General features: G+C 43.1%; 23 protein-coding genes. 20 read left to right on the top strand and 3 right to left on the bottom strand.

The features are described from left to right. Positions 1 to 250: 250 nt before the first annotated feature. Positions 251 to 3421, bottom strand: coding sequence for a ribonuclease E (gene rne, locus DZ860_RS09430; RefSeq protein WP_120030677.1), 3171 nt, complete (start codon positions 3419 to 3421; stop codon positions 251 to 253). A 571-nt stretch (positions 3422 to 3992) separates the two neighbouring features. Between rne and rluC the strand changes: the two genes are divergently transcribed. Continuing rightward, positions 3993 to 4940, top strand: a complete 948-nt coding sequence (gene rluC, locus DZ860_RS09425) for a 23S rRNA pseudouridine(955/2504/2580) synthase RluC (RefSeq protein WP_120030676.1) — start codon at positions 3993 to 3995, stop codon at positions 4938 to 4940. A gap of 106 nt (positions 4941 to 5046) precedes the next feature. On the opposite strand, the gene DZ860_RS09420 is transcribed toward rluC, so the two are convergent. Then, a complete protein-coding gene (locus DZ860_RS09420; RefSeq protein ID WP_120030702.1) occupies positions 5047 to 5628 on the bottom strand; it encodes a Maf family protein in 582 nt (193 codons plus the stop codon). A 148-nt stretch (positions 5629 to 5776) separates the two neighbouring features. On the opposite strand from DZ860_RS09420, the gene yceD reads away from it, so the two are divergent. From yceD to DZ860_RS09335, 17 genes are all read left to right on the top strand, one after another. Next, positions 5777 to 6298, top strand: coding sequence for a 23S rRNA accumulation protein YceD (yceD, locus tag DZ860_RS09415; RefSeq protein WP_120030675.1), 522 nt, complete (start codon positions 5777 to 5779; stop codon positions 6296 to 6298). Between the two features lie 33 nt (positions 6299 to 6331). Then, positions 6332 to 6502: a 50S ribosomal protein L32 gene (gene rpmF / locus DZ860_RS09410; RefSeq protein WP_004737376.1), complete on the top strand. Its 171-nt coding sequence runs from the start codon at positions 6332 to 6334 to the stop codon at positions 6500 to 6502. A 9-nt stretch (positions 6503 to 6511) separates the two neighbouring features. Further along, the gene (gene plsX / locus DZ860_RS09405) at positions 6512 to 7537 is read left to right on the top strand and encodes a phosphate acyltransferase PlsX (protein ID WP_120030674.1); all 1026 of its coding nucleotides are present in this window, start codon (positions 6512 to 6514) and stop codon (positions 7535 to 7537) included. Between the two features lie 5 nt (positions 7538 to 7542). Further along, positions 7543 to 8499: a beta-ketoacyl-ACP synthase III gene (locus DZ860_RS09400; RefSeq protein ID WP_120030673.1), complete on the top strand. Its 957-nt coding sequence runs from the start codon at positions 7543 to 7545 to the stop codon at positions 8497 to 8499. Between the two features lie 79 nt (positions 8500 to 8578). Then, positions 8579 to 9502, top strand: coding sequence for an ACP S-malonyltransferase (fabD, locus tag DZ860_RS09395; RefSeq protein ID WP_120030672.1), 924 nt, complete (start codon positions 8579 to 8581; stop codon positions 9500 to 9502). A gap of 21 nt (positions 9503 to 9523) precedes the next feature. Then, positions 9524 to 10258, top strand: a complete 735-nt coding sequence (fabG, locus tag DZ860_RS09390; protein WP_165862881.1) for a 3-oxoacyl-ACP reductase FabG — start codon at positions 9524 to 9526, stop codon at positions 10256 to 10258. Positions 10259 to 10504: 246 nt separating this feature from the next. After that, positions 10505 to 10738 (top strand): acyl carrier protein, encoded by a 234-nt coding sequence (acpP, locus tag DZ860_RS09385; RefSeq protein WP_004406112.1) that lies wholly within the window; start codon positions 10505 to 10507, stop codon positions 10736 to 10738. A 90-nt stretch (positions 10739 to 10828) separates the two neighbouring features. Then, the gene (gene fabF / locus DZ860_RS09380) at positions 10829 to 12073 is read left to right on the top strand and encodes a beta-ketoacyl-ACP synthase II (protein ID WP_120030670.1); all 1245 of its coding nucleotides are present in this window, start codon (positions 10829 to 10831) and stop codon (positions 12071 to 12073) included. 78 nt (positions 12074 to 12151) lie between these two features. Then, positions 12152 to 12955: an aminodeoxychorismate lyase gene (pabC, locus tag DZ860_RS09375; RefSeq protein WP_120030669.1), complete on the top strand. Its 804-nt coding sequence runs from the start codon at positions 12152 to 12154 to the stop codon at positions 12953 to 12955. After that, on the top strand, positions 12952 to 13968 hold the full coding sequence (gene mltG / locus DZ860_RS09370) for an endolytic transglycosylase MltG (protein WP_120030668.1): 1017 nt from the start codon (positions 12952 to 12954) through the stop codon (positions 13966 to 13968). The genes pabC and mltG overlap by 4 nt, the downstream gene beginning before the upstream one ends. A gap of 3 nt (positions 13969 to 13971) precedes the next feature. After that, a complete protein-coding gene (gene tmk / locus DZ860_RS09365) occupies positions 13972 to 14604 on the top strand; it encodes a dTMP kinase (protein WP_120030667.1) in 633 nt (210 codons plus the stop codon). Next, positions 14605 to 15567, top strand: coding sequence for a DNA polymerase III subunit delta' (locus DZ860_RS09360; RefSeq protein WP_120030666.1), 963 nt, complete (start codon positions 14605 to 14607; stop codon positions 15565 to 15567). Beyond that, entirely contained in the window at positions 15558 to 16325 is a 768-nt protein-coding gene (locus DZ860_RS09355; RefSeq protein WP_120030665.1) for a TatD family hydrolase, read from the top strand. The genes DZ860_RS09360 and DZ860_RS09355 overlap by 10 nt, the downstream gene beginning before the upstream one ends. Before the next feature lie 453 nt (positions 16326 to 16778). Next, complete coding sequence (gene ptsG / locus DZ860_RS09350; protein ID WP_120030664.1) at positions 16779 to 18212, top strand: PTS glucose transporter subunit IIBC; 1434 nt, start codon at positions 16779 to 16781, stop codon at positions 18210 to 18212. A 272-nt stretch (positions 18213 to 18484) separates the two neighbouring features. Continuing rightward, positions 18485 to 18874 (top strand): hypothetical protein, encoded by a 390-nt coding sequence (locus DZ860_RS09345; RefSeq protein WP_341537392.1) that lies wholly within the window; start codon positions 18485 to 18487, stop codon positions 18872 to 18874. A 177-nt stretch (positions 18875 to 19051) separates the two neighbouring features. Continuing rightward, entirely contained in the window at positions 19052 to 19141 is a 90-nt protein-coding gene (cydH, locus tag DZ860_RS24910) for a cytochrome bd-I oxidase subunit CydH (RefSeq protein ID WP_120030662.1), read from the top strand. 15 nt (positions 19142 to 19156) lie between these two features. Continuing rightward, complete coding sequence (locus tag DZ860_RS09335; RefSeq protein ID WP_120030661.1) at positions 19157 to 20317, top strand: patatin-like phospholipase family protein; 1161 nt, start codon at positions 19157 to 19159, stop codon at positions 20315 to 20317. A gap of 69 nt (positions 20318 to 20386) precedes the next feature. Here DZ860_RS09335 and pyk read toward each other — a convergent pair whose 3' ends face one another. Beyond that, complete coding sequence (pyk, locus tag DZ860_RS09330; protein WP_120030660.1) at positions 20387 to 21829, bottom strand: pyruvate kinase; 1443 nt, start codon at positions 21827 to 21829, stop codon at positions 20387 to 20389. Positions 21830 to 22280: 451 nt separating this feature from the next. Between pyk and mlc the strand changes: the two genes are divergently transcribed. Further along, complete coding sequence (gene mlc, locus DZ860_RS09325) at positions 22281 to 23498, top strand: sugar metabolism global transcriptional regulator Mlc (protein WP_120030701.1); 1218 nt, start codon at positions 22281 to 22283, stop codon at positions 23496 to 23498. Between the two features lie 455 nt (positions 23499 to 23953). Then, entirely contained in the window at positions 23954 to 24901 is a 948-nt protein-coding gene (locus tag DZ860_RS09320; RefSeq protein ID WP_120030659.1) for a chemotaxis protein CheV, read from the top strand. Positions 24902 to 24991 lie beyond the last annotated feature (90 nt).

The following is a 24991-nucleotide window of genomic DNA, read 5'->3' as shown; positions in this document are numbered from 1 at the left end:
AAAGAGCAGAAGAAACAATGTCATATTCAGATTGAGTAGGTGAATGCTACCGAAAAGTGTGATTAAGTTCAATAAACAACCAGTGATTGTTTAATAATTGTGACAGACTCGTAAGACCAGAAGGGTCGTCATTTTGTCGTGATTATTTGATGATTAATCGATTTTGTTCGGAGATTAAGCAGATACCGATTCAGTGGACATAGAAAAGGCTGCTAGTGATAGCAGCCTTTTCTTATTTAAGCGAACAGTCTTAGAACTGTGGCTTAGTCATTGCAGCACCAGCTTGGCTACGTGCAACTTGGCTACCAGCGCCTAGTTGTGTATAGCGTTGCTCGCGCAGAGGCGCAGCATTAACAGTGATCTCTTTGAGTTCACTCATACCTGGTGCTTTTGCCATTGGAGCACAAGCGTGGCCTTTCGTTGTCGCAATTGCTTCAACGATGGTACTTGCTACTACCGCAGGGACAGTTTCAATCTCAACAGGAGCATCAACAACTTCTTGTGTTGTTTCTTCTGCGGTGATTGTAGAAACCATCTCTTCAGGGATGATGTTTGCTACAACAGCGTCTTTTACGGCTGTTTCAGTTACGATTTCTACGTCAGTTGTTTCTGTTGTTGCTACAGCAACTTCTTCAACTACGTTTTCCACAACAGCTTCAGTTGCTGGCATTTCTGCTGCGACTTCAACTACTGCTTCAGTTTGAATGTTCGTATCTACAGTCACAGAGTTTTCTTCATGACGAATAATCACTTTACCCATCGCCATTTCTGGACAAGCAAAGCCACCTAACGTTGTGTTTGTCTCTGTGTTTGCATCAGCCTTAACAACAGCTTGTTCAACCTGCGTGTTCTCTTCGAATTGTGCTTGAGGCTTAGACATTGGCTTCAAGTCAAAACGAGGCATCACTTTACCCATCGCCATTTCTGGTGATGCAACACCACCTTTGCGTAGACGGAATGGGTTAGGGCGACGATCACGACCACGGCGACGGCGTTGACCACTTGCACGTAGGTGACGAGGTGAACGACGGTTACGACGTTGTTTAGGTTGTTGCTCTGAGTCATCCTCGACAGCATCAACAATTTGCTCAACCTGTTCAGAGATCGCTTCAGCTTGTACTTGCTTAACGTCTTGCTCTTGTTCAGCTTGAGTTGTTACTTGGTCTTTTACGCGAATTTGCTTAGAAAGCTTACGACGTTGGCGACGCTCTTTCACTTTCGCTGTTTTTTCTTCAACGATAGCGACGTTTGCGGTTTCAATGTTGTCTGCTTTTTGCGCGTCAGCAGCAAGTTTTTGACCTTCTTCAGCTAGCTTGTTTGCTTTTGCATCATCACGTTTTGGACGACGTTCTTGCTTTGGCTTACGAGTTTGCTGCTTACGGTCGTTTGCTCTCGCGTCTGTAACGTTCTCATCACGGTCACGATTTGGCTTGTTACGGCGGTTATCGTTGCGATTATCACGGCTACCGTCACGATTGTTATCGCGATTACCATCTCGGTTGTTATCACGATTGTCTTCGCGGCTATCGTTACGATTGTCGTTGCGATTGTCGCGATTATCATCACGGCCACCACGACGGCGTTGATCATTGCGATTACGACGGTTGCGGTTGTTATTGCGTTTCTCACGCTCTTGAGGCTTGGTTTCTTCTTGTTTTTCAGTCTTAGCTTCTGAACTAAATAAGAAACCGCTTAATGCTTTGAAGAAACGAGAGATAATGCCAGGTTTAGCGTCATCAGTAGTTTCTTTCTGAGCAGGAGCTTTCGCCGCTGGAGCCGGTGCTGGAGCCGGTGCTGGAGCAACAGGCTGAGCAGAAGTAGCAAAACCTTTTAGGGCTGGCTCTTCAATTTTCTTAGGCTTAATTTCTACGTCTGGAATGTCACGACCTTCTGCTTCTTTGATAGCATCAAGCTTTTGTGGCAACAAGTAAGATAGTAGATCAAGCTCTTCGCCCTCACGTACGCGCACAACTTCAAAGTGAGGTGTTTCCATATCTGAATTAGGAACAACCGTTACTTTTACTTCTTGATTGCGTTCGATGTGATTCACTGAACGACGTTTTTCATTCAATAAGTAAGAAGCAATAGGTACAGGAACAATCGCAAGTACTTGCGTTGTATTGTCTTTTAGAGCTTCTTCTTCAATTAAACGAAGAACAGATAGAGCAAGAGACTCATTATCACGAACCACGCCAGTACCCGTACAACGAGGACAAATATGGTGGCTTGCTTCGGCAAGAGACGGGCTCAAGCGTTGACGAGACATCTCAAGTAGACCAAATCGAGAAATTCGACCAATTTGCACGCGAGCGCGATCCATACGGACAGCATCACGTAAACGGTTTTCTACTTCACGTTGGTGACGAACTGGCGTCATATCGATAAAGTCGATAACAACAAGGCCACCTAAGTCGCGTAGACGTAATTGACGTGCAATTTCATCGGCTGCTTCTAAGTTGGTGTTTAGTGCTGTTTCTTCGATGTCGCCGCCTTTTGTAGCACGAGCTGAGTTAATATCGATAGAAGTTAAAGCTTCTGTTGGGTCAATAACGATTGAACCACCAGAAGGTAAACGAACTTCACGTTGGAACGCTGATTCGATTTGGCTTTCAATTTGGTAATGACTAAATAGCGGAACTTCACCATCGTATTTCTTCACACGGCTAACAAAATCAGGGCGAACGCGCTGAATGTGCTGCTGAGCTAATTCGAAAATGGTATTGCTATCAATCAGAATTTCGCCGATATCACGACGTAGATAGTCACGAATTGCACGAACAATAACGTTACTTTCTTGATAAATTAAGAATGGTGCTGTCTTAGATTCTGATGCAACTTTGATGTCACCCCAGTGATTAAGAAGATAGTTTAAGTCCCATTCAAGTTCTTCAGCTGACTTCCCAACACCTGCAGTACGAACGATTAAGCCCATACCTTGTGGTAGTTCTAAAGTGCTTAGTGCTGCTTTTAGTTGTGTACGCTCATCACCTTCAATTCGACGTGAAATACCGCCAGCTCGAGGGTTATTAGGCATTAGAACTAAGTAGCTACCTGCTAAAGAAATAAACGTGGTTAAAGCTGCACCTTTACTGCCTCGCTCTTCTTTCTCAACTTGAACAATTACTTCTTGGCCTTCAGTTAGCACTTCTTTAATGCTAGGACGACCTTGGTAAGTGTAACCTTCTGGGAAATATTCGCGGGCAATTTCTTTAAGTGGAAGGAAGCCGTGTCTTTCTGCACCGTAGTCGACGAAAGCCGCTTCTAGACTTGGTTCGATGCGAGTGATACGTCCTTTGTAGATATTTGCTTTTTTAGATTCATGACCTGGGCTTTCAATGTCCAAATCATATAGTCGTTGACCATCTACTAAAGCAACACGCAACTCTTCTTTTTGAGTTGCGTTGATTAGCATTCTTTTCATTTATATATCTCGTTGTCATTCTTTCGTTTTTGGCGCTTGTTGCTTCGGTTCGTTTTCACGGTGCCTGATCCCATGGTTTCATCGGTGCAGCCTCCCGGCTGGAGGGATGCTCGTGGGCACTCCAGTCTTCACAAACGGTTTCGCTTGTGAGCCGCTATCTCAGCGGAATATACTCAACATGAAAGTCGATGAGTAGAGCAACAAGATTACTAATTCCAAAAGTGTCTTACGCCGTATGCAGCATTTTTGACCAATTAGCTAACTACTCATTATCTTGCTCTAAAATGAATCGGTTCGTGTAAAATGCAATCGAATCACTTATAGCAGGTGTGAACTATAGCAGCACCCAGTAAAGTCAGCAATCTGCTTTATAATAAAACAGAGAAACTTTCATTTTTTTGAAAAATAACTATTTGTTTAAAAAGAAAATATCGGACTATTTGAAGGGTTCTTAATTGGGTCGGTGAAAATTTGTCCGCAACCAAGCAGAAACCTAAGCAACTTAAGTAAACGTCAAAGATGTTATGTAGAAAATGTGATATTACGCAATATTGAATGATAGAATGGCGCAATGAACGAAATTAGAACTAAAGTCCAGTTCATCGATATAGATGAAGACATGGCTGGTCAGCGTATTGATAACTTCTTGCGCAACCAATTAAAGAGCATCCCTAAAAGTATGGTTTATCGAATTTTGCGAAAAGGCGAAGTTCGAGTAAATAAAAAACGCATTAAAGCGGAGTATAAACTTGCGGCTGGCGACGTTGTTCGCATTCCTCCTGTAACAATAGAGGAAAAAGTTGAAGACGCAGCACCAAGCACCAAACTTAATAAAGTGGCAGAGTTGGAACATATGATCATTTATGAAGATGAGCATATGCTGATTTTAAACAAACCATCAGGCACAGCGGTCCATGGTGGTAGTGGTTTAAAATTTGGGGCGATAGAAGCACTTAGAGCTTTGCGTCCACAAGCTCGCTTCTTAGAATTAGTTCACCGTATTGACCGTGATACCTCAGGTATTTTACTGGTTGCAAAAAAACGCTCTGCGTTGCGTCATCTCCAAGCTCAGTTTCGCGAAAAAACAGTGCAAAAATACTATTTTGCTTTGGTGATGGGAGAGTGGAAAACGAGCTGTAAAGTCGTTAATGCGCCGTTACTAAAAAATGAAGTAAACAGTATTGTTCGAGTAAACCCAAACGGTAAGGCATCAGAAACGCGTTTCAAAATATTGGAAAAGTTTGCCAATGCAACGCTAGTTCAAGCCAGTCCAATTACTGGTCGAACACACCAAATTCGCGTTCATAGCCAATATGTCGGCCATCCTATCGCATGGGATGACCGTTATGGTGACCGTCGCTTTGATGCATACACAGCAGACGTTGGTTTGAATCGATTGTTTCTTCATGCTGCAAATATCAAGTTTACTCACCCAGGCAGTGAGCAAGCCATGGATATCAGCGCTCCGATGGAAAAACAGTTAGAAAGAGTGCTGACTGGTCTACGTCAAAAATCGTAATGTTTAGATCGCACTAGAGCCTAATGAATAAAGCCGCATTGTTGATGCGGCTTTTTCTATTGGTGTCATGTCCGTCGGTAAGACATCTGATCTTGATAGCATCTTGTTATAAAACGGCGAACCCTTGTTGCTCTAATAAATCAATCAGATCAATCAAAGGCAAACCCACGAGAGTGTTTGGGTCTTTTCCCTCAAGGCGTTCAAATAGTGCAATGCCAAGCCCCTCACTTTTGAAACTACCTGCACAGTAATAAGGCTGCTCTTTTTCGACATAACGAGCAATCTGCTGCTCACTTAAATGACGAAAGTGCACAGTGAAAGTATCAAGACAAACTTGTGTTTGTTTGGTCTTGGTATTATGTAAGGCAAGGCCAGTATAAAATTGAATAGCTTTACCGCTTTGGCGGGTTAATTGTTCAATTGCGTTCTGATGTGAAAGTGGTTTGCCGACTATTTCACCATCAATGACGCAAACCTGGTCGCTGCCAATAATAAGGCAGTCTCCATCTGTTTGGCATGATTCCGCTTTTTGTTTCGCCAATCGCTGCACCAATTCAATCGGAGTTTCATTGACAAATGGTGTTTCATCGCAGTTTGGTTCAACGGTAGAGAATGGAACTGCTAATTTATTGAGCAACTGTTGGCGAAATGGTGATGTTGACGCTAATAGTAGTTGGTAATTCTGCATTTTCATTTACAATCATTACTGGGTTTTAGGAAAGGATAAGCTATCTTTTCCACTGAACCATAGAACTCTCGCTAGAAAGGAAAAAAAGTCTAACTTTTTGTCCTTTTTCTTTGACTAAAAATGATTTGGAAGATAGAATTCGCGCCCTATGCAAAAGGTAAAAATACCGCGAACGGTTGATCCCGCTAAATCTGCTCAAAAACGTCTTGATGTGAATGGTATCATTCAAATCAGTCTTTTAAAGCGTTTAGGTGAATCAACTGAAGGCGTAAAACGTGACGCGCAAGTCTCATTGTCATTTGGGCTTGATGAACAGCGACTCGTCGTTATCTCTGGTAAAGCTAACGTCGAAGTTGATTTAGAGTGTCAACGTTGTAACCAGGTTTTCGCACATGAATGCGAAGTTCAGTTCACTTATACTCCTTATAGTGAGAAAAGTGAGGCTGAAGCACCCGAAGCGTACGATTTGGTAGATCTGAACGAGTACGGTGAATTAGACCTGATTCAACTTGTTGAAGACGAGTTCATCCTTGGATTGCCTCAGATAGCAATGCATGACGAAGCGGACTGTAACGTTAACTCAAATAATATGGTGTTTGGTGAGATTCCTGAAGAAATTGAGGAAACAAAACCGAATCCGTTTGATGTTTTAAAAAGTTTAAAACGATAAATCGTTTCAAGCTAAGACAAAGGAGTAGGGTCAATGGCCGTACAAAAGAGCAAGAAGTCACGTTCAATGCGTGGTATGCGTCGTTCACACGATGCGCTAACTACAGCTGCACTTTCTGTAGACGCAACTTCAGGTGAAACTCACCTACGTCACAACGTGACTGCTGAAGGTTTCTACCGTGGCAAAAAGGTTATCAACAAGTAAGGTTGACCTTTGCAAAATATAACCGTTGCGCTTGATGCAATGGGCGGGGATTTCGGTCCTCGTGTTACAGTGCCTGCCGCCGTGCAGGCACTGTCGTATTTCCCAGAGCTAAAAGTCATTCTAATAGGTGATCGGACTTCGATCACAACTCAATTATCCTCTCTTGGTTATAGGCCAGATACTCGCTTGAGTATTGAACACAGTGACCGAGTGATTTCCAATTCAGAAAAACCTTCTCTTGCGTTAAGAAACAGCAATGGCACTTCGATGGGAATGGCAATAGATTCAGTTGCAAATGGGCAAGCTGATGCGTGTGTCAGTGGCGGAAATACCGGCGCTTTGATGGCGCTCTCCCGTTTTCGACTCAAACTATTACCTGGCATCGAACGTCCAGCTTTGGTTTCGGCGCTGCCAACGGCTTCAGGCAATCGAACTTGGATGCTTGATCTTGGCGCTAATGTTTCCAGCGATGCTGATTCTTTGTTTCAATTTGCCGTTATGGGCAGTGCATTAGTTGAACAATATTTAGGCCGCCCCCCACGAGTTGCGATATTAAATATTGGTGCAGAAGAGATAAAAGGTAATGATCTTGTAAAGCGTTGTGCGGAAATGTTGTCACAAACCAAGTCTGTAAATTTTATCGGCTATATTGAAGGTAACCAGTTACTTCATGATGCTGCAGATGTGGTAGTGTGTGACGGTTTCGTCGGCAATGTTTGCTTAAAAGCGTGCGAAGGCACGGCCCAGCTCTTCATAGAGAAGTTGAAAGCCAGGATGATGGCCTCATCTATAAAGGGTTGGATTGCAAGAAAACTATTTTCTGGGTTATTTAATGAACTAAAAACATTGAACCCCGACCAGTATAACGGCGCAAGTTTGTTAGGATTGCGCGGCATTGTCATAAAAAGCCACGGAAGTGCTGATGTAGCAGCTATCGCGAATGCAATTGGCGAAGCGTTACATGAGGTCAAACGACAAGTACCCAGCCGTATTAGCGATCGTTTGGAAGCGGTTTTACTCGAGAGGCATTATTAGTCTTCATGTTTAGCAAAATTTTAGGTACTGGCAGCTACTTGCCATCTCAAGTGCGTACTAACGCTGACTTAGAGAAAATGGTAGAGACTTCTGACGAGTGGATTGTTGCTCGTACAGGTATTAAAGAACGTCGCATTGCTGCTGAAAATGAGACCGTTGCTGACATGGGTTACCATGCTGCAAAAAACGCTATTGAAATGGCGGGCATTGATAAAAACGATATTGATCTCATTATCGTGGCAACAACCAGCAGCAGCCACACATTCCCATCATCAGCTTGTCAGGTACAAGCGATGCTAGGTATCAAAGGCTGCCCTGCGTTTGATTTAGCTGCAGCATGTTCAGGCTTCATTTATGCATTGTCTGTTGCTGACCAGCACATCAAAACAGGTATGTGCAAAAACGTGTTGGTGATTGGCGCTGATGCGTTATCTAAAACATGTGAGCCAACGGATCGTTCTACGATCATTTTGTTTGGTGATGCAGCGGGTGCCGTTGTTGTTGGTGCAAGCGAAGAGCCAGGTATTCTATCAACGCATATTAATGCGGATGGTGCGTTTGGCGATCTACTTAGCTTGCCAGTTCCTGGTCGCGGTCCGGATCAAGATGCAGACAAATGGTTGTACATGGCAGGCAATGAAGTCTTTAAAGTGGCGGTAACTCAGTTATCTAAACTCGTAAAAGATACGCTAGAAGCCAACAACATGGATAAATCTGAGTTGGATTGGTTGGTGCCTCACCAAGCAAACTACCGCATCATCTCAGCGACAGCGAAAAAATTGACAATGTCTTTAGACCAAGTGGTTATTACGCTTGATCGTCACGGTAACACTTCTGCAGCGACGGTTCCTACTGCGCTAGACGAAGCGGTTCGTGATGGGCGTATTAAACGCGGCCAAACCTTGCTACTTGAAGCATTTGGTGGCGGTTTTACTTGGGGTTCTGCGCTAGTCAAATTCTAATCTAGCCTCGACAAGATCCAAATTTAAGGTGCCTTTTTGGCATCTTATTACTTTCTTACTTTGCTTTAAGGAAAATAACATGAGCAAGTTTGCTATCGTATTTCCAGGTCAAGGTTCTCAAGCTCTCGGTATGCTTGCTGAACTTGGTGAACAGTTTGATGTTGTTAAAAACACATTTGCACAAGCATCTGATGTTCTAGGTTACGACCTATGGGCATTAGTGCAAAATGGCCCTGTTGAAGATTTGAATCAAACATTCCGTACTCAACCGGCACTACTCGCTGCGTCTGTAGCGATTTGGCGTGTATGGCAAGAGCTTGGTTTAGAGCAACCAGCGAATCTGGCTGGCCATAGTCTTGGTGAATATTCTGCTCTTGTTTGTGCTGGTGTTATCGATTTCCAACAAGCGATCAAATTAGTTGAACTTCGTGGTCAACTGATGCAAGAAGCGGTTCCTGCTGGTACTGGTGCTATGTATGCGATCATCGGTTTAGATGATGCTGCAATTGCAAAAGCATGTGAAGAAGCAGCGCAAGGTGAAGTGGTTTCTCCAGTAAACTTTAACTCACCAGGCCAAGTTGTTATTGCTGGTAGCAAAGCAGCTGTAGAGCGTGCTGGCGTATTATGTAAAGAAGCGGGTGCTAAACGTGCGTTACCTCTTCCAGTTTCAGTGCCATCTCATTGCGCTCTAATGAAACCTGCTGCTGATAAGCTTGCTATTGCGCTAGAAGAAATTGAATTTAACACTCCTCAATTCCCAGTAATCAACAACGTTGACGTGATTGCGGAAGTTGAGCCAGAGAAAATTAAATCAGCACTTGTTCGTCAGCTATACAGCCCAGTACGTTGGACTGAATGTGTTCAACTGATGAGTGAACAAGGTGTTGAGAAACTGCTTGAAGTTGGTCCTGGTAAGGTACTGACTGGTCTTACTAAACGTATTGTTAAGACGCTAGATGCAGCAGCTGTGAACGACATTGCGTCGCTTGAAGCTGCTAAATAATCGAAAGGAACATAGATAATGATGAATCTAGAAGGCAAAATTGCTCTAGTGACTGGTGCAAGTCGTGGTATCGGCCGTGCAATCGCTGAACTTCTTGTTGAGCGTGGCGCAACAGTTATCGGTACGGCAACGTCTGAAAGTGGCGCGGCAGCAATCAGTGAGTACCTAGGTACTAACGGAAAAGGTCTAGCGCTGAACGTTACTGACGTTGAGTCTATCGCAGCAACGCTAAAAACTATCAATGATGAGTTTGGCGTAATCGATATCCTAGTAAATAACGCCGGTATCACTCGCGATAATCTACTAATGCGTATGAAAGATGATGAGTGGAATGACATTATTGATACCAACCTAACGCCTATCTTCCGCATGTCTAAAGCAGTTTTGCGTGGCATGATGAAAAAACGTTCAGGTCGTATCATCAACGTAGGTTCTGTTGTTGGTACTATGGGCAACGCAGGTCAAACTAACTATGCAGCAGCGAAAGCTGGCGTAATTGGTTTTACTAAATCTATGGCACGTGAAGTAGCATCTCGTGGTGTTACGGTTAATACTGTTGCACCAGGTTTTATCGAAACTGACATGACAAAAGCACTGAATGATGACCAGCGTGCTGCGACGTTAGCAAACGTTCCAGCAGGTCGTTTAGGTGACCCTCGTGAGATCGCTTCGGCAGTTGCATTCCTTGCATCACCAGAAGCTGCTTACATCACAGGTGAAACTTTGCATGTAAATGGTGGCATGTATATGGTTTAATATGTCTGTTCGCTGCCATATTTATATTTATTCGGTAAGAGTGAATATTTTGTTTGCAGTAACTGACATTATACCGTCATAGTTATGCACAAGATTTGTGCATGACTTATGTCAAAAATGCATTGAATTTCGGTTAAAATCGCTAAAATTGTGGTTTGACCAGCAAGGTCCCACTTGCAACTTTCAATAGTTCGAATAAACTACGGAATCATCGCATTGAGCGAAATCTGTAAAGGAAAAGAAAAAATGAGCAACATCGAAGAACGCGTAAAGAAAATCATTGTTGAACAGCTAGGTGTAGACGAAGCAGAAGTTAAAAACGAAGCTTCATTTGTTGATGATCTAGGTGCTGATTCTCTAGACACTGTTGAACTAGTAATGGCTCTAGAAGAAGAATTCGACACTGAGATTCCAGATGAAGAAGCTGAGAAGATCACTACTGTTCAAGCTGCAATCGACTACGTGAACAGCGCTCAGTAATATATCCCCCCAGGCGGCCATCAGGCCGCCTGCGTTTTTTAATTCTTCTATACCTCTCATAGAACCCTTTCATTTCCGGAGAATAAAATCGTGTCCAAGCGTCGTGTTGTTGTCACTGGCATGGGTATGTTGTCACCGGTAGGCAACACTGTTGAATCATCATGGAAAGCCCTGCTAGCAGGTCAAAGTGGTATCGTTAATATCGAGCACTTTGATACTACGAATTTTTCCACTCGTTTTGCAGGCCTTATAAAAGATTTTGACTGCACAGAGTACATGTCTAAGAAAGATGCTCGTAAAATGGATCTATTCATCCAATACGGTATCGCTGCTGGTATTCAAGCATTAGATGACTCTGGCTTAGAAATTAACGAAGAAAATGCCCCACGTATTGGCGTGGCGATCGGCTCTGGCATCGGCGGTCTAGACCTTATTGAAACAGGTCACTCAGCATTGATTGAGAAAGGCCCACGTAAAGTAAGTCCATTCTTCGTTCCTTCAACTATCGTTAACATGGTTGCAGGTAACTTATCTATTATGCGCGGCTTACGCGGCCCTAACCTTGCTATCTCTACAGCGTGTACCACAGGCCTACATAATATCGGCCATGCTGCACGAATGATCGCTTACGGCGATGCAGAAGCTATGGTTGCTGGTGGCGCAGAGAAAGCATCCACACCACTAGGTATGGCTGGTTTTGGTGCAGCTAAAGCACTATCAACGCGTAATGATGAACCACAAAAAGCTTCTCGTCCTTGGGATAAAGACCGTGACGGTTTTGTTCTAGGTGACGGTGCAGGTGTCATTGTTCTTGAAGAATATGAACATGCAAAAGCACGTGGCGCAAAAATGTATGCTGAAATCGTCGGTTTCGGTATGTCAGGTGATGCTTATCACATGACATCACCAAGCAGCGACGGTTCAGGCGGTGCACTAGCAATGGAAGCGGCGATGCGTGATGCTGGCGTAACTGGAACACAGATCGGTTATGTTAATGCTCATGGTACTTCGACTCCTGCTGGTGATCTCGCTGAGATCAAAGGCATTAAGCGCGCATTAGGTGAAGAAGGTTCTAAGCAAGTTTTGGTTTCTTCAACCAAATCAATGACTGGTCACCTTTTAGGTGCAGCAGGTTCTGCTGAAGCTATCATCACTATTTTGTCGCTTGTTGATCAAATCGTTCCACCGACAATCAACTTAGATAACCCGGAAGAAGGCTTAGACATCGATCTAGTGCCTAATGTTGCACGTAAAGTAGATGGTATGGAATATGCCTTGTGTAACTCTTTTGGATTCGGCGGTACAAATGGTTCTCTAATCTTTAAAAAGATTTAAATAGAGAAACGATCATTGATCTGATAAAACGGCTTAATGCTTTTGGCATTAAGCCGTTTTTTATTTTAGGGACTAACTGTGTTTTGGCTCAACGGACAACCAGCGGATTCAATTTCTCTCCTCGATCGCTCTTTTCAGTATGGTGATGGTTGTTTCACAACGCTGATGACAGCTCATGGCAAGCTCTGCCAGTGGAATTACCACAAACAACGAATGCAATCATGTCTCAATGCTTTGTTGATTCCCGAGCCTGATTGGGAACAGGTTGAAAGATGGCTTACGGTTGCGACAAAACCCGATTCATTAGCGGGGCTCAAGCTTCATATCAGCCGAGGAGAGGGGGGGCGAGGTTATAGCTCTACTCAAGTAACCACTCCTAATGTTACTATTAGCGACTTTGCCTATCCAATGCATTATTTGCAGTGGCGAGAACATGGCGTTGAACTTGGTGTGAGTCAGGTAAAATTGGGTTTGAACCCGCATTTAGCTGGACATAAGCACAACAACCGACTTGAACAAATTATGGTGAAAGCTGATTTGGACAGAGTGGGGGTTTTAGACGGTGTGGTATTGGATCTCAATGAGAATGTCATTGAGACCAGTATGGCAAACTTATTTTGGCGACAAGGTGATGTGTTGTTTACTCCTGATCTTTCGATGTCAGGGGTTGCAGGTGTTGCAAGAAAGCGAGTGCTGGAATATGCGCAACAAGCTGGTATTGTCGTAAAAATAGGGCAATTTGATTTAACCCAAGTATTGCGTGCTGACGAAGTGTTTATAACCAACTCTTTGTTAGGTGCAGCCCCTATTCGGGCAATTGAAAAACAAACGTTCCCTATTGGAACGTTGACAGGACGTATTCAGGAGAAGTTATTCCCGTGATTAAAAAGATCACTTTTTTGATTGTTTTGCTCGCTGCAATTGTTGCCGGCGCATTTTTTTATGTGACCAAGCAAGTCGAGCAATTTGTTCAGCAGCCCTTAAAGTTGTCTCAAGAACAAATTTTTACCATTAAGACGGGAGCAAGTTTTGCTCGTGTATTGAATCAGCTTGTTTCAGAGAATTTAATTGAAACAACGGATGTTATGCCACTGGTTCGTCGTTTTCACCCCGAATTGACTCAGATAAAAGCGGGCACATATCTTATTACGCCTAAGATGAACCTGACTCAGGCTTTAACTTTATTTAAAACCGGTAAAGAGCATCAATTTTCTCTCACCTTTGTTGAGGGATCTCGCTTTAGTGAGTGGCGAACAATTTTAGAAAATGCGCCTTATCTTGAGCATAAAACCAAGGGCATGTCTGAAGCCGAAATAGCGAAACAACTTGGGCTAGAGCATGACAAGTTAGAGGGGTTGTTTCTTGCGGAAACGTTTAATTACACCAACGGTACCTCTGATCTCGATATTCTCGAACGTTCATCAGATAAGCTAAAGTCAGTTCTGGATAAAGCGTGGCAAGAGCGTCAGGAAAAGCTACCACTTAAGACGCCTTATGAAGCTTTAATCTTAGCTTCAATCATTGAAAAAGAAACGGCAGTAGAGTCGGAGCGTGAGCGTGTTGCCTCGGTATTTGTTAATCGCCTAAACAAGCGCATGCGTTTACAGACAGACCCTACCGTGATTTATGGCATGGGAGATAAGTACGACGGTAATATCCGTAAGAAAGACTTACGTACCCCAACCCCATATAATACGTATACGATTTCAGGTCTACCACCAACGCCCATCGCGATGGCCGGTGAAGCGTCAATTTTGGCGGCCTTAAACCCAGAAAATAGTAAATACTACTATTTCGTTGCCAGCGGCAAAGGTGGACACGTATTTTCTAAAACGTTGGCCGAACACAATCGAGCTGTTCGTGCTTACTTAAAACAATTAAGAAGTAATAAATAACTCATGAGCCAAGCTAAATTTATTGTCATTGAAGGCCTTGAAGGGGCAGGAAAAAGCACCGCAATCCAAGCGGTTCTCGATACTCTGCAATCTGCTGGGATTGATTCGATTCAACATACCCGCGAACCTGGAGGTACTCAGTTAGCTGAGAAACTACGTGAGTTGGTTAAACAAGAGCATGAGGGTGAAACCTTACAGGATATGACTGAGCTTTTGTTAATGTACGCAGCGCGAGTTCAACTGGTTGAAAATGTAATTAAACCTGCATTGAATTCCGGTACATGGGTTGTTGGTGATCGCCATGATATGTCTTCTCAAGCTTATCAAGGTGGTGGTCGACAACTTTCTCGTGAAACGATGCAAGCTTTACGTGATACGACTCTAGGTGAGTTTAAACCCGACTTTACTCTTTATTTAGATATTGATCCTCGTATCGGTTTAGAAAGAGCACGTGGGCGCGGTGAACTGGATCGTATTGAAAAAATGGATATGAGTTTTTTTGATCGAACCAGAGCCCGTTATTTAGAGATCGCAAACAGCGATCAATCGGTAATAACGATTGATGCGAATCAGCCGATTGAGAAAGTGGCATTCGATATAAAAACAGCCTTACAGCAATGGTTGGAAGTGCAATAAATGAATAAACTCTATCCATGGCTTGGGCCACTATGGCAGCAGTGGCAGCTATCTTTGGAAGCGGATCGCTTTTCAAATGCGACCTTGTTGCTTGCGAAAGAAGGGATGGGGGCAGACCAGTTGGTTGAAAAGTTCAGCCGAGCGGTTATGTGTAGTAATTATGCGTCTGATGCCTGTGGTTTTTGTCATAGCTGTCAGTTGATGCAATCACACAATCACCCTGACTTTCATATCGTAAAGCCAGAGAAAGAAGGCAAAAATATTACGGTTGACCAAATTCGACAGTGTACCCGGTTGGCACAAGAGTCTTCTCAGTTGTCGGGTTATCGGATCATCATAATTGAGCCTGCTGAGGCAATGAATGAATCTGCTGCGAATGCGCTGCTAAAAACCCTAGAGACACCTGCAGAGAAGTGTCTATTTCTTCTTATTGCTACCGGTATGAGTTCGTTATTACCGACTATCACTAGTCGTTGTCAGCAGTGGCATCTAACAGCTCCGGAAGATACCCAATTGGTGAACTGGTTGGCAGAACAAACGTCAAAACCAGTGCCTGCTTATGCAGCACATATTAATGGTTACGCGCCATTAACCACTCTCGCTTTTATTGAGCAAGGTGATGCTGATCGTTTTCAGATGATAACGGATCAGTTTGTTGCTTCACTCAAGCTGCAAGGGGATATGGTTAAGTTAGCGAAAGATCTCGCAAGTGATTCTGGTCAGCAACTTGAATGGTTGTGGTATAGCTTGACTGATGCGCAAAAATATCATTTTGGTATGCGCCTTCCTGATGCAACCCCTTGTGCATCGGTATTAGCCAACGTGCTTGATTACTCGTTGCTCTATACTCAAACTCAAGCTCTAACGGGGTTGATTGAACAACTGAATCAACATTCTGGATTGAACAAAGAATTATTGATTCTTGATTGGTTATTTAAATTTGACGGTGAAACATGTTTGTAGATTCACATTGCCATCTCGATAAGCTGGATTATCAAGATTTACACCAAGGGATTGCTGATGTCGTGGCGAAAGCGAAAGCGGCCAATGTTACTGAGCTATTATCGGTAGGTGTTACCTTAGATGCTTTTCCTAATATGATGGAAATGATTGAGCCTTTTAGCAATGTTTATGCGTCTTGTGGTGTACATCCTCTTGACGTGGAAAGTGATTTTTCTCTAGAAAGATTACATCAGTATGCAGCGCATCCTCGTGTTGTTGCGATTGGTGAAACGGGCTTAGACTACCATTACCAAGCAGAAACGAAAGATCTCCAACAGACTCGTTTTAAGCAGCAAGTAGAATTGGCGGTTGGACTGAATAAGCCGTTGATTATTCATACCCGTAATGCGAGAGAAGATACCTTACGTATTCTCCGTGATGGGGGGGCTGAGAAGTGTGGCGGCGTCATTCATTGCTTTACTGAGGATCTTGCTTTTGCTGAAGCTGCGATAGAATTGGGTTTCTATATTTCGATTTCTGGGATTGTTACTTTTAGACAAGCAACGGAATTAAAAGAAGTCGTGAAAGCTTTACCGATTGAGAAATTACTTATCGAAACGGATTCGCCTTATCTCGCACCCGTTCCGCATCGTGGTAAGGAAAACCAGCCTGCTTATGTTGTTGAGGTTGCCGCTTATATTGCACAACTTAAACGTTTATCGTTATCAGAAGTTGGACAAAAAACCAGCGAAAACTTCAAAGATCTTTTTTTGAGATAGAAAAAGAGTTTTTTCTTTCAGTGTTTAAAAAAGGAGCAGTGGCTCCTTTTTTTTGTGCTTCTGATCGTCAACAAACGTTTGCTATTGCTTGTTTACCGATATTGTTTATTTTTTGATGGAAATTCACTCAAAATGTAAGTTTGTTATGAAAAATAACAATGCACCTGATTTTATTTACGCCCTGAAATTAATGAAGCGGCGTAATTATACCTATAAAATCAATGTTTTATGGTGATATTTTGGGTGTTTTTTCCTTAACTGTCGTGTGATCCACATAATAGTTTGAAACTAAATGACATAACGCACTAGAAACTGCGATACACCTCAAGATATATTTAGGGGTAGAAAATATAACGTTACAAGTGGTTACATTTTCACTGGGTGCTAACATTTAGGCTACGGGGGTGTGCCGTTAGAACCCACAAATTCTTATAAATATTCAGGAGCATAAACATGTTTAAGAACCTTTTTGCAAGCCTGCAAAAAGTAGGTAAGTCACTGATGCTACCAGTATCTGTGCTACCTGTTGCGGGTATCCTTCTTGGTGTTGGTGCAGCCGACCTAAGCTTCATTCCAGATATCGTTTCAAACCTAATGGAACAAGCCGGTGGCTCAGTATTCGGTCAGATGGCTCTGCTATTTGCTGTGGGTGTAGCTCTTGGCTTCACTAATAACGATGGTGTTGCAGGTCTTGCTGCTATCGTTGGTTACGGCATCATGACTGCAACACTAGGCGTTATGGCTGGTGTTATGGGCGTTGACAAAATCGACACAGGTGTACTTGGTGGTATCCTTGTTGGTGCTGTAGCGGCATGGGCATTTAATCGTTTCTTCAAAATTCAACTTCCAGAATACCTAGGCTTCTTTGCTGGTAAGCGTGCTGTGCCAATTATTACTGGTTTCGCTGCTATCGGTCTTGCTGTAGTTCTTTCTATCGTATGGCCTCCTGTTGGCGGTGCAATCTCTGCATTCTCTGATTGGGCTGCACACCAGAACCCACAACTAGCATTCGGTATTTACGGTGTTGTTGAACGTACACTAATTCCATTTGGTCTTCACCACGTATGGAACGTACCATTCTTCTTCGAAGCTGGTACTTGTGTGAACGCTGCAGGCGAAACGCAAAACGGTGTTCTTACTTGTTACCTAGTTGCAGACGAAGCTTCTCGTGCTGCAGGCAACGGCTTCGGTCAGCTTGCTGGTGGTTACATGTTCAAGATGTTTGGTCTACCAGCAGCAGCAATTGCAATTGCTCATTGTGCTAAACCAGAAAACCGTGCAAAAGTAATGGGTATCATGGCATCTGCTGCTTTGACTTCATTCCTAACAGGTATCACTGAGCCAATCGAATTCTCATTCCTATTCGTAGCTCCAATCCTATACGCTATTCACGCTCTACTAGCAGGTTCTGCATACGTACTAGCGAATACTCTAGGTTTTGTACACGGTACTTCATTCTCACACGGTTTGATCGACTTCCTAGTACTATCAGGTCACGCTCAAAAAATGGGTCTGATGGTTGCTTGTGGTCTAGCTTATGCTGCGATTTACTACATCGTGTTCCGTACTGTAATCACAGCGCTTGATCTTAAGACTCCTGGTCGTGAAGATGACGCTGATGATGCTGCTACTGCTGTAACTGGTTCAGAACTTGCTGGTGAGCTTGTTGCTGCATTCGGTGGTAAAGCGAACATTACTGGTCTAGATGCATGTATCACTCGTCTACGTGTAGCGGTAGCTGATACTGCTGCTGTTGACCAAGACAAACTGAAAAAACTAGGTGCTGCAGGCGTTGTAGTAGTAGCTGGTGGTGTTCAGGCTATCTTCGGTACTAAGTCTGACAACCTAAAAACTGAAATGGACGAGTGGATCCGTAACAACGGTTAATCTCTCTATTTAAGAATATTAAGGAGCCTTACGGCTCCTTTTTTTATAACTATACCAAGCTATTTGAGCTTGCTTGGGCATATAATTAATATCATCAAGCGGCTTGTTTTTAATGGTTATGAAAAGATGACGACTAGCTAACCTCTGATTGACATCCTGTTGATCGAGCTGAGTATAAAATAATCAGATCAGGCGCAAGCCATCTATTTCAGTAGGAGACAGTCACAGTGAAAACGTTTTTATTGCCCCTTTTGTGTTTGCCTTTCATTACCATTAGCAGTTGTGCTAATGCTCAACAAAATACATCACAACAAAATAATCACGCTAAGGATCTTGCTGTTGGTATGGCGGTTGATCAACAGCTAAGTGTTGTTGTAGAGCTGGATAGTCAGTATCGCTTTATTCTTGGTAATCAGGGCGCGGCTTTTGATTACATTTTCAAACGCGGTGACTTTAACGGTGAAGTACCTTTGAATTGGTATGTCGGACTGGGTGGTTGGGCTGAATGGGACGATGATTTTGGCGTTCGCTTGCCATTGGGCGTTGATTTTCAGCTCAGCCAAGGTTGGCAGCTCTATGGCCAAGTTCACCCTCAATTAAACCTCTATAAAGGCCCTGAACTTGAAGTTGGTGGCGCCTTGGGGATTAAGTATCAATTCTAAATAGAACCGCATTGAAGCGAGCACCTCGAGTCCATTTAGGTATAACGGCCAATCAAGAGGTAATCGGCTGTGAAGTCCAACTGTGATGTTTACATCAGAAATCGACATAAAACGCTTAATCAATTTGAACATACTTCGTGCGGCTGTTACCTTTTTGTTATCACTGAGGAGGTATCTATGGAACAAGATCTCAAATATGCGTTATCAATAGTAACAATTATATTTGTTATATTGATCAGTTACGGTGTCATAGCCATTTCGGCTTAAAATAGGGTAGCGATATTGTTTCCCAACAGCGGTGCTATCACTAACACTGAGTCGTTGGTGGATATTAACCACCTCGCAAAATATACCGGCGGTAAAAATACGTTAGTTGCCCAAGGTGGCGGACAACGAGGCATTTTTACCTCTGGTGTATTAGACGCGTTCCTACTTTCCAATTTCGATCCTTTCGATGAGTTTTACGGCACTTCAGCTGGCGCTTTAAACATCGGCGCATTTCTTTGTCGCCAACAAGGTATTGGCCGCTCTTTCATTCTAGAATTAACCACAAAACCCGAATTTTTTCATCTATTCCGTTATATTCGAAGGAAGCAGTATCTCGGTTTAGATTGGGCGCTAGATAAAATTTGTGAATTTCCCTACCGGCTAGATGTTGATATGGGACGGCAAGTTCTTGGGCAGCGTAAAGCTTTTGCTGCGGTGACAGAAACGACGCACTTAATCGATCACTATTTGCCAATGTTGGATCACGACTGGAAGAAAGTTTTAATCGCCACTTGTGCCATTCCCCGATTGTATGAAAAAGAAGTTAAATTTGATCATGGGACTTATGTGGATGGTGGTGTATCCGCATCAATCCCGGTTCAGCAAGCATGGCGACAGGGTGCGCGTTGCATTGTCGTCATTCGAACTGAAGGTGAGGATATCGGTCAAGATGAACTAATTTTACCGGATAGCGAAGATTCGGAATGGTTTCGTCATTCGTTTAATACAATGCAAGAACGTTTCCAGGATCGGTTGATTCAATGGAAAACCGAATGGAACGGATTTTTCGACGAACAGATATTTAAATCACGTCAGGAAAAAAAAGATCAAAAACACCTTGAGCTATTAAATGGTGGGCGATGGTTATTTGGTGCAGATGATATCTATCGTTTAAGTCACTTGTTAGGCGATAAATTTGATTCTGGACTCGCTGACATGTTGATGGTTCATTATCAAACCTACGCGTTAACTCAAGGATTTATTCAGCGTCCACCTGATGACTGTTTTATTATTCAAATTAAGCCCGCTACGCCGTTGTTATCCAGTTCTCTAATGAGTAGTGAGGAAGATTTATTGCACGACTATCAACTAGGGTTGGATGCAGGATTTCGTTTTGTCGAGACATTCTGTCGAGGCAGTGAAAGTCTCTCTATGCCTTTGTATCCATATTCATGATGAAGTTAATGCAATTACTCAAGAAAAGAAGCTTCCCCCTCTCCTTGAGCTTCTGAGGAGCGATTTTAGCTATGCTGTAAGGATACGCATGCAGTTGGTCGAACCAACGACGTCCATAATATCACCTTGAGTGATAATCACCGTATCTCCGCTATCGAGCATACCTTGTTGTTTCAGAGATTCGATGGCCGCTTTTGCTGTGCTCAGGCCAGTATCTCCTTTGGAATCAAAAAACGCAGGAAATACACCGCGATACAGTGCGGTTTGGTTTAAGGTGGTTTCGTTTCTTGAGAGCGCAAAAATAGGCAGCCCTGAGCTGATACGAGACATCATCAGTGCCGTGCGCCCGGATTCGGTTAACGTGATAATTCCTTTAATACCACGCATATGGTTGGCCGCAAACATGGTCGACATTGCGATAGTTTCTTCACCAGATTCAAAGATAGATTCTAGGCGGTAGCTAGAACGATTTGCCGCTGACATACGCTCTGCACCTAAGCAGACTTCAGCCATGGAACGAACTGTTTCTAATGGGTATTTACCAGCGGCGGTTTCGCCAGACAGCATCACTGCATCAGTACCATCGAGCACCGCATTAGCGACATCCATCACTTCCGCCCGTGTCGGCATTGGGCTATCCATCATCGATTCCATCATCTGTGTGGCGGTAATCACCGCACGATTAAGCGCTCTAGCGCGACGAATCAATTGTTTTTGTACGCCAACAAGTTCAGGATCGCCGATCTCGACACCCAGATCCCCGCGAGCAACCATTACTGCATCTGATGCGAGAATGATATCGTCCATATTCGCTTCTGATTCAACCGTCTCGGCGCGTTCGACTTTTGCCACGAGTTTGGTGTCTAAACCAGCCTCTTTAGCGAGTTGGCGGGCATAGTGCATATCAGCACTATTACGAGGGAAAGAGACTGCGAGGTAATCAACTTCAATTTGTGCAGCTAGTAAGATGTCTCGTTTATCTTTTTCAGTTAATGCATCGGCGGATAGGCCACCACCTTTCTTATTGATGCCTTTATTATTGGATAACACACCACCAATAGTCACTTGAGTGTGAACCTGATTACCGCTAACACTCATCACTTGCAGTTGAACTCGGCCATCATCGAGCAATAGTACATCACCCTCAGATACATCTTTCGGCAGATCTTTGTAGTCTATTCCTACCGCGGTTTGATTTCCTTGCCCCGGCAATAGATCTCCATCAAGAGTAAAACTGTCTCCGACATTTAAAGTGACGCGGTCATTTTCGAATGTTGAGACGCGTATCTTTGGACCCTGTAAGTCACCAAGAATAGCGATATGAGTTTGGTATTTTTTGGCCAGTTCCCGCACATGATTTGATCTGCGAATATGATCTTCAGCAGTACCATGAGAGAAATTCATTCGAACTACATTTACGCCAGCTGTGATAATCGCTTCGAGAATGCCCTCTTGATCAGTTGAGGGGCCAAGCGTGGTGACAATTTTTGTTCTTCTTTGTACAGCGGTCATGAGCAATCTCCTTGTAAGTCTCTGGAATAAGTATATCTAAGCAACATCAATATGCTTGTTATACCCGTTTTATATTGAAGCTATAACTCCAAGTTGTTTGGATATACACCTGATTTTCTAGTTGCTTATTTTAGTGTCAGGTCACCTTGAAGAAGCATGGCTAGGATGTTCAACCTTGTTGTTAGACAGCAGGTAGAGTGAGCCAGTCTATTGAGACCGCCTTATATAATCACATCTGTGAAAAATTTTAGGGGACTTGCAGCACATTTTTTATGCATTTTTGTTAGCGCAAAAAAACCGCGCAAGAAAGCGATTAATCGTTTGTCAATTTGACTTACTACACAAACAATCAGCTTTATACGTGATGCTTGTCACGGCAATCTACCAAGTGGCTTCACAATTCCTTCGCAAAGTAAAAAAATTAAGAGGTAACTGTTTGTTGGAGCATTCTATGTACATGGCGCATCCTGGCCATATTGATCATATCAAGCAGGTCAATGCTGGTCGTGTATATAAACTCATTGACCAAAAAGGTCCTATTTCCCGTATTGATTTGTCGAAAGAAAGCGAACTTGCACCGGCAAGTATCACTAAGATTACGCGCGAATTAATCGAAGCACACCTGATCCACGAAACCACGGTTCAAGAATCTTTGAGTCGAGGCCGTCCTGCGGTTGGTCTACAAGTCAACAATGAGGGCTGGCAGTTCTTATCGATGCGATTAGGGCGAGGCTATCTGACGATCGCATTGCATGAGCTTGGTGGCGATGTATTGATCGATACTAAAATTGATATTCATGAAATTGATCAAGAAGATGTATTGGCACGTCTGCTGTACGAGATTGAAGAGTTTTTTCAGACTTATGCTGATCAACTTGATCGTGTTACCAGCATCGCGATTACACTTCCGGGCTTAGTTAACTCGGAGAAAGGTATTGTGCTGCAAATGCCACACTATAATGTGGAAAATTTGGCGCTTGGACCTGAAATCTATAAAGCGACAGGGTTACCGGTATTTGTAGCGAACGATACGCGAGCTTGGGCGTTGGCTGAGAAGCTATTTGGCCATTCGCAAGATAACGAAAATTCAGTGTTGATATCTATCCACCATGGGCTTGGTGCTGGCGTTATTTTAGATGGGCGTGTACTTCAAGGGCGTCACGGAAATATTGGCGAATTGGGGCATATTCAGATTGACCCACAAGGTAAGCGTTGTCACTGTGGAAATATCGGTTGTTTAGAAACCGTTGCCAGTTCTCAAGCGATCCGAACTGAAGTCACAGAGCGCTTAGCTAATGGTGAGCAATCCGTGTTAGCCGAATTTGAAGATGTGTCAGTTGAAGATATTTGTGAAGCGGCTGCTAATGGCGATCCACTTGCGATTGATGTAATTGAGAAGTTGGGACGTTATTTGGGAGCGGCGATCTCCATCGTCATCAATTTATTTAACCCAGAAAAAATCTTGATTGGTGGGGCAATAAACCAAGCAAAAGAAGTGCTTTATCCAGCGATTCAAACTTGTATCGAACAGCAGAGTTTGCCGGTATATCATCAAAACTTAGAGTTGGTGGAATCTCGTTTTTACAAACAAGCGACCATGCCTGGTGCGGCATTGATTAAACAGGCACTCTTTGATGGGTTACTGTTAATGAAAGTGATTGAAGGTTAATTTAATCAATTATCACACCTATACCAAAATAACTTGATGTTGTTGGTCGGTGATAAATGAATGGGGGGAGGTAGGTATTATCGAACCTCAATTTAGAATAACTTGATTTTTAAATCGGATCTTGTCTACAACCCCAGCCATTCTCGCTGAAACTAGCATCTCAGGTTACTAGGGTATAGCACGGGTATTATTTCTTTTTCTCTTTATGCCACGTTTTTTATTTTCCTAAATATCGTAAAATGTTTTATTTCTTCCTATACCTAAGTTGCTTGGGTATAGAATCAAACAGATTGCGATTTTTGTTGTTTTTATCGCTTATCGAGCCGCATAATTCACTATGAATTGTGGAGCTGCTCTATAGAATGTATTACTTGTAAACATTAGGCTAGGTGCTTTTCTAGTTTTATGTTACATCGGTTGGTTTAATAGTATTAAAAGGTTAATTGGGAGTTTATATGACGGGTGTTTTAAATACGGTCGATCAGCGTACTAACCTTGTAGGTGAAAACCGTCTGGAATTGCTGTTATTTAGTCTCAATAGCCGCCAACTTTTTGCGATTAACGTATTTAAAGTGCGAGAAGTGATTAAAGTACCGCCGTTGACAAAATTGCCAGGATCGCATTATCACATTACTGGTGTTGCTTCGTTACGTGGTAATTCAGTTCCTGTGATTGATTTACGTGGTGCGATTGGTTTCCCTCCTTCTCGTTTAGAGAAGCAAGAAGATAACCTGATCATTACCGAATATAACCGTACCGTACAGGGCTTTTTAGTTGGACAGGTGCGTAATATTGTCAATACCACTTGGACTGAGATTCAGCCACCGCCAAAGACGACTGGACGTTCTAATTACCTCACTGCAATTACCCAGATTAAAGATGGTGATACGACACAGATCGTCGAGATTATTGACGTTGAAAAAGTGTTGGCTGAAATTATTGATTACGACGTCTCGATTTCTGAAGGGGTGTTGGATGAAATGCTCAGTGCCCATATGATTGGCCGTAATGTACTGATTGTTGATGACTCTTCAACGGCTCGCGCGCAAGTTAAAGGAACCTTATCTCAACTGGGACTGAATATCATTGAGTGCAGTGATGGTCTTGAGGCGCTGAATTTATTGAAGTCTTGGAGTGCTGAGGGTAAGGATGTGACTGAAGAATTACTGTTGGTCATTACCGATGCCGAAATGCCGGAAATGGATGGCTATAAACTGACTCATGAAATTCGAATGGATCCAAAACTGAAAGATCTGCATGTGGTACTGAATACTTCATTGAGCGGAAGTTTTAATGAAGCAATGGTTAAAAAAGTGGGTTGTGATCGCTTTATCTCTAAATTCCAGCCAGATTTGCTCGTTGAAGTAACTCAAAATCAATTGAGAAGCGTCTTAAACGGATAGTCTGTCGAACAACCACGACCTTTCGTCATGATAAACAAATAGGAGCCAAGGCTCCTATTTGTTTATCATGCATCTTGCTTATCGCGCATC

Source organism: Vibrio sinensis, assembly GCF_003605645.1.
GTDB lineage: Bacteria > Pseudomonadota > Gammaproteobacteria > Enterobacterales > Vibrionaceae > Vibrio > Vibrio sinensis.
The sequence above is the reverse complement of the archived record's forward strand: the minus strand, read 5'-3'. Positions and strand labels throughout refer to the sequence as shown.

What these genes read in the sequence shown, in the direction of transcription:
- DZ860_RS09420 (WP_120030702.1), bottom strand. Translation starts at nt 5,628, where the DNA reads ATGCAGAATTACCAACTACTATTAGCGTCAACATCACCATTTCGCCAA.
- mlc (WP_120030701.1), top strand. Translation starts at nt 22,281, where the DNA reads ATGTACATGGCGCATCCTGGCCATATTGATCATATCAAGCAGGTCAAT.
- cydH (WP_120030662.1), top strand. Translation starts at nt 19,052, where the DNA reads ATGGAACAAGATCTCAAATATGCGTTATCAATAGTAACAATTATATTT.
- fabG (WP_165862881.1), top strand. Translation starts at nt 9,524, where the DNA reads ATGAATCTAGAAGGCAAAATTGCTCTAGTGACTGGTGCAAGTCGTGGT.
- acpP (WP_004406112.1), top strand. Translation starts at nt 10,505, where the DNA reads ATGAGCAACATCGAAGAACGCGTAAAGAAAATCATTGTTGAACAGCTA.
- rluC (WP_120030676.1), top strand. Translation starts at nt 3,993, where the DNA reads ATGAACGAAATTAGAACTAAAGTCCAGTTCATCGATATAGATGAAGAC.
- yceD (WP_120030675.1), top strand. Translation starts at nt 5,777, where the DNA reads ATGCAAAAGGTAAAAATACCGCGAACGGTTGATCCCGCTAAATCTGCT.
- tmk (WP_120030667.1), top strand. Translation starts at nt 13,972, where the DNA reads ATGAGCCAAGCTAAATTTATTGTCATTGAAGGCCTTGAAGGGGCAGGA.
- fabD (WP_120030672.1), top strand. Translation starts at nt 8,579, where the DNA reads ATGAGCAAGTTTGCTATCGTATTTCCAGGTCAAGGTTCTCAAGCTCTC.
- DZ860_RS09355 (WP_120030665.1), top strand. Translation starts at nt 15,558, where the DNA reads ATGTTTGTAGATTCACATTGCCATCTCGATAAGCTGGATTATCAAGAT.
- DZ860_RS09400 (WP_120030673.1), top strand. Translation starts at nt 7,543, where the DNA reads ATGTTTAGCAAAATTTTAGGTACTGGCAGCTACTTGCCATCTCAAGTG.
- rpmF (WP_004737376.1), top strand. Translation starts at nt 6,332, where the DNA reads ATGGCCGTACAAAAGAGCAAGAAGTCACGTTCAATGCGTGGTATGCGT.
- rne (WP_120030677.1), bottom strand. Translation starts at nt 3,421, where the DNA reads ATGAAAAGAATGCTAATCAACGCAACTCAAAAAGAAGAGTTGCGTGTT.
- DZ860_RS09360 (WP_120030666.1), top strand. Translation starts at nt 14,605, where the DNA reads ATGAATAAACTCTATCCATGGCTTGGGCCACTATGGCAGCAGTGGCAG.
- DZ860_RS09320 (WP_120030659.1), top strand. Translation starts at nt 23,954, where the DNA reads ATGACGGGTGTTTTAAATACGGTCGATCAGCGTACTAACCTTGTAGGT.
- ptsG (WP_120030664.1), top strand. Translation starts at nt 16,779, where the DNA reads ATGTTTAAGAACCTTTTTGCAAGCCTGCAAAAAGTAGGTAAGTCACTG.
- pyk (WP_120030660.1), bottom strand. Translation starts at nt 21,829, where the DNA reads ATGACCGCTGTACAAAGAAGAACAAAAATTGTCACCACGCTTGGCCCC.